Source organism: Bacillus sp. NPDC094106 (genome assembly GCF_044764345.1).
Classification (GTDB): Bacteria; Bacillota; Bacilli; order Bacillales; family Bacillaceae_G; genus Bacillus_A.
This window is the reverse complement of record NZ_JBIWHY010000025.1, coordinates 40,628-52,401: the sequence shown is the minus strand read 5'-3', so window position 1 is coordinate 52,401 and position 11,774 is coordinate 40,628. Positions and strand designations below refer to the sequence as shown.

14 protein-coding genes are annotated in these 11,774 nt (G+C 31.1%); 6 read left to right on the top strand and 8 right to left on the bottom strand.

Annotated elements, in window-relative coordinates:
- Positions 1-77: 77 nt before the first annotated feature.
- Positions 78-389 (bottom strand): single-stranded DNA-binding protein, encoded by a 312-nt coding sequence (locus ACIQ7L_RS25435; RefSeq protein ID WP_400572671.1) that lies wholly within the window; start codon positions 387-389, stop codon positions 78-80.
- Between the two features lie 297 nt (positions 390-686).
- On the opposite strand from ACIQ7L_RS25435, the gene ACIQ7L_RS25430 reads away from it, so the two are divergent.
- Positions 687-1,334, top strand: coding sequence for a type II toxin-antitoxin system SpoIISA family toxin (locus ACIQ7L_RS25430; RefSeq protein ID WP_400572669.1), 648 nt, complete (start codon positions 687-689; stop codon positions 1,332-1,334).
- Positions 1,318-1,503: a hypothetical protein gene (locus ACIQ7L_RS25425; RefSeq protein ID WP_400572668.1), complete on the top strand. Its 186-nt coding sequence runs from the start codon at positions 1,318-1,320 to the stop codon at positions 1,501-1,503. Before ACIQ7L_RS25430 ends, ACIQ7L_RS25425 begins: the two co-directional genes overlap by 17 nt.
- Before the next feature lie 218 nt (positions 1,504-1,721).
- Here the strand turns inward: ACIQ7L_RS25425 and ACIQ7L_RS25420 are convergent, their stop codons facing one another.
- The 4 genes from ACIQ7L_RS25420 to tmk form a co-directional block, all read right to left on the bottom strand.
- Positions 1,722-2,438: a hypothetical protein gene (locus ACIQ7L_RS25420; protein WP_400572666.1), complete on the bottom strand. Its 717-nt coding sequence runs from the start codon at positions 2,436-2,438 to the stop codon at positions 1,722-1,724.
- A 123-nt stretch (positions 2,439-2,561) separates the two neighbouring features.
- Complete coding sequence (locus ACIQ7L_RS25415; RefSeq protein ID WP_400572664.1) at positions 2,562-3,080, bottom strand: metal-dependent hydrolase; 519 nt, start codon at positions 3,078-3,080, stop codon at positions 2,562-2,564.
- 116 nt (positions 3,081-3,196) lie between these two features.
- Positions 3,197-3,850, bottom strand: coding sequence for a helix-turn-helix transcriptional regulator (locus ACIQ7L_RS25410; RefSeq protein ID WP_400572662.1), 654 nt, complete (start codon positions 3,848-3,850; stop codon positions 3,197-3,199).
- Positions 3,851-3,982: 132 nt separating this feature from the next.
- Complete coding sequence (gene tmk, locus ACIQ7L_RS25405; protein WP_400572660.1) at positions 3,983-4,603, bottom strand: dTMP kinase; 621 nt, start codon at positions 4,601-4,603, stop codon at positions 3,983-3,985.
- Between the two features lie 193 nt (positions 4,604-4,796).
- On the opposite strand from tmk, the gene ACIQ7L_RS25400 reads away from it, so the two are divergent.
- On the top strand, positions 4,797-5,165 hold the full coding sequence (locus ACIQ7L_RS25400; RefSeq protein WP_400572658.1) for a hypothetical protein: 369 nt from the start codon (positions 4,797-4,799) through the stop codon (positions 5,163-5,165).
- A gap of 28 nt (positions 5,166-5,193) precedes the next feature.
- Here ACIQ7L_RS25400 and ACIQ7L_RS25395 read toward each other — a convergent pair whose 3' ends face one another.
- The 3 genes from ACIQ7L_RS25395 to ACIQ7L_RS25385 all read right to left on the bottom strand — a co-directional run bounded on the left by ACIQ7L_RS25395 (position 5,194) and on the right by ACIQ7L_RS25385 (position 8,173).
- Positions 5,194-6,141, bottom strand: a complete 948-nt coding sequence (locus ACIQ7L_RS25395) for a hypothetical protein (protein WP_400572656.1) — start codon at positions 6,139-6,141, stop codon at positions 5,194-5,196.
- A 78-nt stretch (positions 6,142-6,219) separates the two neighbouring features.
- Entirely contained in the window at positions 6,220-6,987 is a 768-nt protein-coding gene (locus tag ACIQ7L_RS25390; RefSeq protein ID WP_400572654.1) for a S1 RNA-binding domain-containing protein, read from the bottom strand.
- A gap of 13 nt (positions 6,988-7,000) precedes the next feature.
- On the bottom strand, positions 7,001-8,173 hold the full coding sequence (locus tag ACIQ7L_RS25385; protein WP_400572653.1) for a response regulator: 1,173 nt from the start codon (positions 8,171-8,173) through the stop codon (positions 7,001-7,003).
- 198 nt (positions 8,174-8,371) lie between these two features.
- On the opposite strand from ACIQ7L_RS25385, the gene ACIQ7L_RS25380 reads away from it, so the two are divergent.
- From ACIQ7L_RS25380 to ACIQ7L_RS25370, 3 genes are all read left to right on the top strand, one after another.
- Positions 8,372-8,905 carry a hypothetical protein gene (locus ACIQ7L_RS25380; RefSeq protein WP_400572651.1) on the top strand — a complete coding sequence of 178 codons (534 nt, stop codon included), beginning with the start codon at positions 8,372-8,374 and terminating at the stop codon, positions 8,903-8,905.
- Positions 8,906-8,920: 15 nt separating this feature from the next.
- Entirely contained in the window at positions 8,921-11,173 is a 2,253-nt protein-coding gene (gene recD2, locus ACIQ7L_RS25375; protein WP_400572649.1) for an SF1B family DNA helicase RecD2, read from the top strand.
- A 166-nt stretch (positions 11,174-11,339) separates the two neighbouring features.
- Positions 11,340-11,537 (top strand): hypothetical protein, encoded by a 198-nt coding sequence (locus ACIQ7L_RS25370; protein WP_400572647.1) that lies wholly within the window; start codon positions 11,340-11,342, stop codon positions 11,535-11,537.
- The last annotated feature ends 237 nt before the right edge of the window (positions 11,538-11,774 follow it).

The following is an 11,774-nucleotide window of genomic DNA, read 5'->3' as shown; positions in this document are numbered from 1 at the left end:
TACCCCATCATTCCACCTATCAAGAAATCAGTTCTCCTGAGGATATTAATCATCCCCTCAGTGTCTAAGCTTTTCACTTAGAAACGTGTCGCACCACAATCGTAATCTCCATAGACAACTATATGTAAACTATGTTCAATCGCATGAATAAGAAGAGAGACTGCTTTATCACTATCTTTCATCAATTGCGGGTTATGTATATCTGTAATATCCATATGTAAAAATGATTCGATTTTTTCTACCGTATCAAATCCTCTATTATATAGTATTTCTAAGACACAATCTGCTAAATGCTTTAATTCTTTAGCCTTTCTTAGTGCCTGTAACTTCTCTCTTCTCTCAACCGTATCTTCTGGGCGAATCCATTTTGTCTTTAAATGTTCATTCATACTATCATCACCTTCCTTTATCAACTATAGTCAATAAAAATATTATTGTAAAGTATTATAGTCAATAAAAATAGGTTTTACATAAAAAAAGATTATAGAAAGGTCTTATCGAATTTATATATAATAAGATAAAAGATAGAAATAGATATATAAGGGGGATGATAAATTGATATTTGCAGGAAAAGTAGCTCTTTGGCTTGCTGTCGTATATCTTTTTACTTATTTAATATTGTTGTCTTTTACAGATAAACTAACAAAGAAGGATAGTAGGTTCAACATTTTGCTCTTTCGAAAATTTTGAACCTACTATTTGTAATCGGTGCATGTTATGTTGTTACGAATTATCCCATTACAGATAAGAACTCATTACACTTTTTATATGCATTCATTTCTGCGGTACTCATAGATATCGCAGTCTTTCAAACACCTTTAGTTAAAAAGATAGGACCTGCCGAATTAAATGAGCCTATAGAAGCACTAAAAGATAGCAATCAATTGGTACTATCCTTTAGTGAAAAAATGAAGTCTCTTGTTACATATATAGGAGATGTAACTATTGAAGAAAATATACAAGATGATACAATGTACATAACAGGATTGTCCAACGTATTAAGAAACTACGGGGAAGAGAATAAAATTGAAGTATCTTTAAATCGTTTTAGTTCTCAAGCAGAAATGAGAGAACTTATCGACCTACTCTCTTTAGACAACCGTACAGAATCCATTGGGACATTAGTTGACAAGAAAACATTCTATAGCAAAGATAGCAAAATAGCACTTGCTCCGATTACAGTGTTAGAACAAGAGCATATTTTGCAAATTTCCTCTAAGAAAGTTGTAACAGAAATAGATGTAGATATTTTTTTCTTATTAATACATGTGTATGATTTAGCAATTTGTGAGCGTGATGAGAGAGGAGATGTTGAAGATGAGGAAAACGCCTGAAAAATCTGAGGGACAAGCTGTACCTATACAAAATGCTTTTCGTTCTACGAATCAAAAGAAAAGAAGTAGAGTCTCTACTCCAACAACTGCCAGTATGAGTCCTTACACAAAACGAATCATTGATAAAAACGAAAATATCATTAAAGAATATAGTATAAATCCTCGTTAAAACGGGAATAAATGGAGATGTACAAAGGTACATCTTCTTTTTTATTCCATTGAAAGGCGGTTAATTTATGAGTAAAAAATCTGGTTCAAAAACTCCTGATTCAGGTATGTCTCCACATACAAAAGAGATAATTGAGAAGTCCGAAAATGCCATCAAGAATTCATCTTCAAGTAGATAATCATATCCAAAACAAAAAGACCCTTTGAGGGACCCTTTTATTAAATCTCTTTAAACTTCACATCATCTTCTAATCTACGAAGCATATAAGCTATTTGCTTACCAACATCATTTATGTTCTTTTTAGAACTAAATTCAAATTGAACATCAACATTGTACAATTCTACTTGAGATGAAAAATATGCATCAGAAACAGAAATATGAATACCTTCTTTATGATTAGCACTAATGTTCTTTAATACTTTATTTAGTACAGCACATACACGCATATCCACGTATTGATGTAAAAAAGCATTTTCCTTCATTAGAGATTTGAGCTTTTTATTATCTGTTACCTTAAAATAATTTTCCAAAAACTCTTCTCCTAAACCAATGCGTTTTACAACAACACAAGTTTCTTTCTCCACATCTACATCGACAGAGAACTTCAAATGATACTGCTTTTGAGATTGTTTTTGATAAAAACTCCCTACAGATTGAACAGGCTGTGCATGTTTTTTTATAGCATCTGTAATCTCAATGATTTTTTTTAGCATTATATTTTCTTCAGGCATTCTGTACTGGCTCATTCCTTCTAATCGTCTCATAAGAGCATTAGCAGAGGGAGCAGATAGAACCATTTTCGCTTCTTCCGTATTTAATTTTTTATGGATTAAATCCGTCATAGCTTCCTTCATAAAATTATCAGCTAAAGCACCTTCTAATCGAGTCTTTAATTCTACTAATTCCTTACCTTTTTGGTTTAAAGTTGTGTTCATAACTATTGTCTCCTTAGTGATTAAATTTGTAGAATCCCTGTTTTCTAAATATCCATTTATTATAGTTTTATAGATGTTTACTCATTACAAAATAATAAGAAAAGAAATGTTCGACAATATCTGTCAAATCAAAATCGCAACAATTACCGATGTAACGACAATACATATGCTTGAGACTATAAATTCATCACGGTTTGTTTTGAACTTAGCTATTCGAAAATGCTTTTTTGTAAACGGATATAAAAGAGGTACACCTGATTTTGTCATGCTGTCCAATAACAAGTGACTTAAATATCCAACGGTTACACCTATTACAAACTGTGAATACATAACCTGCAAATAGCCATTGAAAAAGGTTGTGCAAAAGAATAATAATATAGATAATAGCATAGTAAAAAGAAGTGTATGTGTAAGTCCTCGATGACCGAACACTTTGTTAATTCCCCACGAAAGTAATTTTAATTTCTTTCCTACCTTACTATTTGGATGGTCTATGTCAGGTAAGAGACTACCTATAAAGCTACCAATTAATAATGTGCCCGATAATAAGCACTTATCGTATGTAATCGGAGACTGCATCATTGCTGTACAAGCAATGACCGCTGCACAAACACCACCAATTTTATGAGCATGATGATTCATTTTTTATCACCCTTTCTTTCCTATAGAGTGCCTTATTATATTCATAGCTAAGGCGTTTCACTCCATTAAGATGGGCGAATAAAAAAGAGCCTGAATACATTCAGACTCAATAATTTTTATCGGTTTTGTTTATTTACAAGAGGAGTTACAATCTTTGCTAATTTCTTATATCTTTCCGTGTATCGCTTGTCAAATTCTGTTTGAATTTGTTTTCTTGCTCTGGATTCAACTGCTTTTTTAGACATACCACGTTCTAATGAGTTTTTGACTTCTTCAATTTCTTTATGAATACGTTCTTCAATAAAATCATTTAGTAATGATTCATACACTTCTTTTGTTAATTTCTTATCTGTTTCTGTATCTACGTATATATAGCCAGATGATGATGAAAGCTCTTCACTTTCTTTTTTTATCTGATGTTCCATTACTTTCTTTCCTATTATCTCCATCTCACAAATATCTAAAAATAATGTTTCCTCACCTGTATCTTTAATATCAGAGGTCCATGCGCTTTCTTTTAAGTTGAACAATTCTTCAACTGCCATATCTAATACATAAGAAATTTTAATTGCAGAATCTACACCAGGACGAATATTTCCTTTAATTACAGAATTAATGTATTGCCTTGACAGACCTGTCATTTTTGCTAAATCAACCTGCTCTAAACCTCTTTCTTTCAAAACTTCTTCTACTTTATTTATTACTGCAATTTCTCCATCGAGAACCAAGTAGCCCATTTTGTTCAATTCATTTAAATCTTGAATTTTCATTTTAAACCCTCACGTTCCTTCACTTTATCGTACATACATGTTTTTAAATTTGACTTCATTATATAATCCAACTAAATCATTCGTCAATTATTTTTAACGAAAAAAGAAAAAATCACCTGCTTTTGCAAGTGATTATAGAATCGTTTTTATTTGTTGAATCGCCTGATTAAGCACACTTTCTATTGAAAGAGATGCATCTATTTTCTTTATACGATTGGAATACTCTTTTGCAATAAGTAAATAGCCATTTCGCACTTTATTATGAAATTCTATAGACTCATCATCAAAACGATTTGTCTCTCTATTGTTTTGACGAATTCGATTTAAAGCAACTTGAGGTTCAATATCTAAGTAAAGTGTCAAATGGGGCATTATCAATCCATCAAGAGCTTGTGAGTTGATACTTCGTACTTTATCCATCCCTACGTTTTGAACATAGCCCTGATAAATAATCGAACTATCAACAAAACGGTCACAAATAACAACTTTCCCTTGTTCCAATGCAGGTAATATCTTTTTCTTACAATGTTCTCTTCTTGCAGAAGCAAACAATAAAGTCTCTGTTATAGCATCCATCTCATTTTCAAAAATAAGCTCTCTAATATTCTCCGCAACCTTAATACCACCAGGTTCTCGTGATGCCATACACACAATGCCTTGTTTTTCAAAATAATGAAGCAATCCTTGAATTAAAACTGATTTACCTGAACCTTCTCCACCTTCAATAGAAATGAACAATCCATTCTTAGTCATTTTCCTTCGCTCCTATCAGAATAAATATATCTATATACCAAATTTATACGCATACTAAATATATTAGAAATATAGAATATTTATTAACTATAGTCAAATAAAATATAACAATTGATAGAGCATTAATATCATAAAGTATAGGTCTGAAAAAACATATGATAAAGAATCTAAACATACAAGGGGAGGGATTAGAATGGTTTTATTACGAAATATATCAAAGAGATTTCTTTTTACAGCTACACTAATGTATACATTTCTTCTATCCACATATTTAACTCATGCGGAATCTCAATTAGGAGCAAAATTTAAAGATGCTTTTAATGGTTTTATTGCTGAATATAAAATTCACATAGCAGGATTTATAGGCTTTGGCGTAATGACGGGAATTTTAGCATTTATTGTCCTATTCATGCGATTAGGAGCACATGCAGATAATCCAACTAAAAGAAAAGAAATTACAAATGAATTATTAGTTGTAGGGATTTGTACAGGACTCCTTGGAGCAATTCCACTTCTTTACATGCTATTTGTTTCGATTACGACAGGAGCAGGGTCAAAATAAAAAGTACCGTTATGTATAACGGTACTTTTTACTCTTTGAAAGTAACAGCTTTTGTTTCCATTAAGGCCTCTACATCTGGAACATATTTGAGAAATGCTCCTTTTTCATACAAAGGTCGTTTCATTCTATCATATGTAGTAAAACGATAATTTTTAATTTCTGTACAAGTATCTAAGATTTTTCCACATTCTTTTGCTAAAACATCTGTTTCACTTACTATGAATAAAACAGGTGGAATATCACTATCGTAGTAATATTTTTTCCATGCATTTGTAGTAATAAGTTGTTCCAATTTTTCTGATTTTTGTCTAAATAAAAGAGGTACATCTGCATCCCTTCCAATTTCACCTATGAAATACCTATGTTGCCCAACTAAACCATCTAATTTCATACAAAACTCAAATGACGGAATAATATTCTTATTTCCCACTCTTAATTCAGGATTCACATTGAAAAATACGATTTTACCAGGACATGTTTTCATTAATTGCAAATAGAATTGAGTAGAAATCAAATCTTTCACAATGATTTCAGATGTTTTCATATTGGTAATCATATACCAATCAAATGTATCTTCGTTCGAATAGTGAGTAACCAGGTATTTTCCTCCTAAATCTAAACAATAAAACGGGAATGCATCTTGCTTCATATGCTCTTCTTCAAAATCTCCAAGCATAAACTTATTCAACACTCTATTTTGAACTAATTTTTCTAAACGATTTCTAATCGCATAAATAGAAGAACCATCTTCAGGATTTCCACTTAAAACCTCTAAGTATTGTTGAATCTGTTCCGCTGTTGCAAATCTAAATTTAAATAAGAACTTAGCAATATCTAAATCTCGTTCTGTTAATTTTCCGTTATTTTTCATTTTAATAATTTCATTTTTAGAAACCGTATTTGTAAATTTATTTTGAAACGTTTGTCTTAAGTCGTCAGGAATATCAGATAGCTTTTCTAATTCTTTTAGATACATGACAACATCTCCTTTCGTGATATAAAGATAGCAAGAGATAAATTCTCTTGCTATCTTATCCTTAGTTCTATTACAATCTTATTCTTCAATTTCATCTGGTAAAATGTTAATGATTTTACCACGTACTTTCTTCTCATCTACACGAACTTGTGTAATACGGAAGCTCACAAGCATATCTTCTTCAACATCAAATGTCCCAGGGATTGGGCATAAAGCATCAATATTTGCTTCAATACATACGAAACATCCCCATGGTTTTACGCTTCTAATACGGCCTAATACAACTTGATTTGGTTCGAATTTATCTAAACTCATTACTGAATTCGTTTTGAACTTCTCAACAGCCTGTACTAAAATTCGATGATTTTCTGTTACTTTTGTTAGTTTTACTTTTACTACATCGCCCGCTTGTTTCACTTCACGTAAAGACGTGAAACCTTCAGCAAAATCAGAGTTTCGTAAAAGAACTGAAACACCATTGATTTCAACAAAAGCACCAAAGCGTAAAACTTTTGTGATTTTCGCATCGAACTCTGCACCTTCTTCAAGCTTAGAAATTAATGCATCACGTTTCCTTTCTTCTACTGCTTTTCGAGAAGCCATTAATACTCCATTTTCTTCATCTACAGATAAAATAACAAATGACACCTTTCTACCAATGAAGTTTACAAGAGATGTTTTTACTTGTCGAATATCAACTTCCTCACGAGCAATAACTACTTGTACACCATCTAATTCAGTCATTAAAATATCTGTATCTAACGATTCGTGACGTTGTACTAAACGCACCGTTCCACTAAATACTGTTCCTTTTTCAATTGCATCTTTAAATTTTGTCATTTCCATGTATAATTCCCCCTTAGTCTTTCTTAAAAATTTTTTTTAATGAAGAAAATAGTCCTTTTTTCTTTTTTTTATTATCTTCTTCTTTTTTTTCATTTTGAGAATCTCCTGCTTCATAGAAGCTTGGATAGGCTTGATACTGTTCTTCATACATTTGTTTCAAAGCCTTATCCCTTGGTGGACGAATAGAAAACGTCTTTTGTGAAGATTCACCATTATCATTAGATACTTCATTGTATGAATTATTCTTTTGTTTTAATTCATCAATTGGTTCTAATGGTGTTTGACTCTTTTTCGCACTTTCTTCATCCAAATTTAGGACTTCCTCCTCAGGAGTTTCTATATCTTCAATATAATATGCATCTTTAATATCATTATCACTTAAAATTTTTTTATTTTGTTTTATATTATGAGTATCTTTTTTTATTTCTTCATTATATTCTTTTTTATCTTGCTCAAGTGATATGATTTCATATTGATTTTCTTTTATTTTGTTATCATGGTTTGCTGAACGGATGTCATGATAAGACTCAATAGAATCTTTTTCTTCTTTTTTATCTAATAAAGAAATGACAATGGTTTCACTTTTCTCTTTATTTACATCGTCTTTCTCACCGTTTAACACAATCACAGTTTCACTTGTAGGATTAGTTGGATGGGATATTTTTTTAAAAAGTTCATCTTCTTCATCTTCACCATCCATTACAACTACATCACTACTTTTCTTTAATTCATTTTGAACAACTTCTGGAAAAAGCTCCTTCTCGGAGCTTTCGTAGGGAAACTGGTGTCCTTCTTCCCTCAATCGCTCAATAATTGCATCCATTCCATTCCAAAGAAACGCATTTTGAAATGGTTTTGGAACATAGTAAGTCGCTCCATTTGCAATTGTTTTTTCTCTCATCGAATCACTGTAATTATCTGACATTGCAATGATTTTTGCATTTGGGTCTTTTGAAAGTATTTGTTTCATTACATCAAATCCATTTATATCAGGTAGACTCAAATCCAATATGATAAAATCTGGTTGTTCCTTGAAGTAGTCAATTATTGCTTCTTTTCCAGTTTCAGCTTCTTTTACAATTTTATATTCGAATTCATCATCTGGTTTCTTTTTTATAGCTTGTTTTATTAATTCACGAACAAAATGTGCATCGTCTACAACTAAAATACGAATAACCTTTTCCATTTGCCTCACCTTCCTCATACATATTTCCTATTAAGGTGTGTTATTCTACATGTTTTTCAGGAGAAATATTCATTTTTCAAAGTCTGAATTATTCTTAACTCATCAGCATTAACTCGTTTATGTCAAGAATAATTGACAGGAATAATTCAAAATGCTATGCTGAAAAGAGATTATTACACAACAAGGAGATTGATTATCATGAATGAAATGATTGGGATTTGTTCAGTCGGAAAAATGTTCCGACCTAAAAGAGTACTTAATGTTCCTCGTCGAGGATTTATCTTCTATACTACTTATAAATCTAATTTTGGAGGAACAAAAGAAATCTCTATTCAGTTTAATATTGAGAATATTTATCCTGATAAAGAAATCGTAAGAATTCGAATTTCTACAGATACACCCGTATTACTAAGAAAAAAAGCCTTTAATGAATTAGATATTGACTCTGCAATATCTAAAGCATCAGAAAGATTTATTACTTCTAATAGAACCTTAGTACGACCTGATAGATATAATTTACGAAAAAGAGGAATTACGGAAGGTGTTAAAAATCATAAAGGTGTTTTATTCTTCACTTTATTAATCGAGAGCTATATTCCTGAAGAAGAAGATAGTCTTAATTTTCTATTGTATCCATCTGTCGTTGATGGTACAGAATACATTGTTGTTGAGGGAGACTCAGATACTCCACTTATTATCCATTCAGAAAAAGGTTTATTTCTGTATAACTAAGAGAGGCGTATTGAAATGTTTAAAACAGGAAAACAATTCACATTAGAATTTGAAGTAAAAAAAATACTATATGAAAAAATTGAAGATAGGTTTTATATTATTACAGCCAATATATTGAATCATGATTCTGAAAATCAATTTACAAAAGAAATGAGAATCCAAGGGAATTTTAATACGGTTCACAAAGGGGATAGATTTGAAGGAAACGGCTTTGTTCAATTAAACAAAACATATGGTTATTCGATAAAACTCACCTCACCCCCTACTGCCACAATTCCTCAAGTAAAAAAAGGATTGATAGATTTTATAAAGAAGCGAGTTTCAAGAGTAGGAATGAAAACGGCAAAAAAAATTGTGGACGAATTAGGTTTAGAAGCAATTTCACTTATTGAAAAAGACCATAAAGTTTTAGTAAATATCGGAATTACAGAAAAACGAGCTAAAAGTATTCAGAACCAATTAATTGAGCATAAACGGTTTGAAGAATTAGCTACATTCATCCAATCTTTTGATTTAGAATCTTCTGTCGCTATTCGAATTTATGATGAATTAGAGGATGCAAGTTTAGTTAAAATAAAAAACAATCCTTACGTTGTCTGTTCTATTCCAAAGTTAGATTTTACTTATGCAGATAAGATTGCTTACTCATTAGGAAAAACAAGTGATAGTATTGAAAGAATTAAACATGCCATCTTGTTTTATATCGAATATCGAATGCAATCAAAAGGTGATATTTGTATTTTCAAAGATGAATTATTAGATTCATTAGAAGACTTTATCCTTCGGGTTGGAGCATACCCTAAAGAACAAATGACTACTATACCTGTTCAAAAAATAGATGCTGTCCTTCAAGGTTTATTTACTTCTGGTGTTCTTGTAACAGAGGAAAATAATGATGGAAAAGTATGTATCTATAGAGCAGATTATCACAGAATCGAAAACAATATCATTTCAGGTCTGAAAGAATTAGTTAAATCTTTCAAAACACCATTATGTCAAAAGAGTCAAATTGATGACTTTATTAAAGATTATGAAAGTAAATACTTTAAGTTAGCAGAGAAGCAAGCAGAAGCTGTATACATGGCATTGTTAAATGGTATTAGCATCTTAACTGGCGGTCCTGGGACAGGAAAAACACAGAGTACAAATACAATTGTACAATGTATCAAAAAAGTAAATCCAAAAGCTACTATTTTACTTTTAGCCCCTACAGGCAAAGCAAGTAAACGAATGACCGAATTAACAAATATGGACGCATCGACAATTCATAGAGGGTTAGGGCTGAATAGCTTTGGAGGAACAAAGGAATTAAATCAGCTAACATCAGATTTTATTGTTGTAGATGAATTCAGTATGGTTGATGCCTATTTAGCTAACAAACTGGTAAATAATATAGGTGAGAATACTCGTATTCTATTTGTTGGGGATGTTGACCAACTTCCTTCCGTAGGTCCTGGCTTAATTTTAAGGGATTTAATTGATAGTGGAAAAATTCCTGTTACGAAATTAGATAAAGTATTCCGTCAAGCTGAAAACTCACAAATTGTAATGAATTCATATAAGGTTATTCATGGTAAGACAACTAAAGACTCTGATGGAATTTGTTTTGACCATACAAAAGGTGATGAATATTTCATTCAGGAAAAGAACTCATTAGTCATTCGAAAAAAAATAATTGATAGTGTAAAAAGAATGATGGATAAATATCATTATAAATTAGATGACATTTGTATCTTATCCCCTATGCGTATCGGAGACTTGGGAACAGATGAATTAAATCGTGCTATTCAATTGCATTTCAATCCACCTACTTCTACAATGGACTATCAAAGGGATGAATTCACTACATTTAGAACAGGTGATAAAGTTATTCACACGGAAAACAATAAAGAATTAGGGGTATATAACGGAGAAGTTGGTGTTGTTTCTTCTATCTATACATATGAAGGTGAATTTAAGGTGGATATAGAGTATCCCGATAGAGATGAACCTGTTGCTTATTCAGAAAAGGATATAGAGCAATTAGAGTTAGCATATGCAATTACCATTCATAAAAGCCAAGGTAGCGAATTCCCTATTGTTATTATGCCTTTCCATGATTCTCAATTAAGTATGTCTACTCGAAATTTAATTTATACAGGAAGAACAAGAGCGAAGAAAATCCTTATTAGTATTGGTGATGAAGAAACACTAAATAAAGGCATTTTAAAAATAAGTGACACGAATAGAAACTCAAGAATCAAAGAAAAATTACAGAAAGAATTATAAACTTCTTACATATTGTAAGAAGTTTTTTATTTACACTTATTTATTGATGAATTATAATTTTATCTACTATAGTCAAATCGGTTGTTTTCTTGCATTTTACACATATAATATTTTGCATATCAAAATCAGGTATTTGAAAAAATGTTTCAATTTGGAGGAATAAGTGATGATAAACGTAACAGTAATGGAAGAAGTGTCAAGTGATAAAAAGACAATTGATACTCAAATGGTTAGCGATAAGCAGATTAATAGCAAAGATATCATTCTATCAGATTACATAATGGATAAAAATGATTTAATTACATCTTGGAGAGAAGTTGATGGTTTATTCAAGAGAGAACGATTAATCGTTTCCATTCATTAACCATTAGATTCAGCCATTCTACAAATCTATAAGTTGAAAAGATTAAATTATCATGTTTCATATGAAGGAGTTTAATAAATGAACGATGTCAGTATCGGTATGTGTTCATACAGGCTATTTAACGGTGGAAAAGATAAGCTCTTGGTCAGAAAAAATAAAGGGAATGGATATTGCTACACATACTCCTTCTGAGACATATTCTTAATAAGAAAAACATATTAACAAAAAAGAATTCAG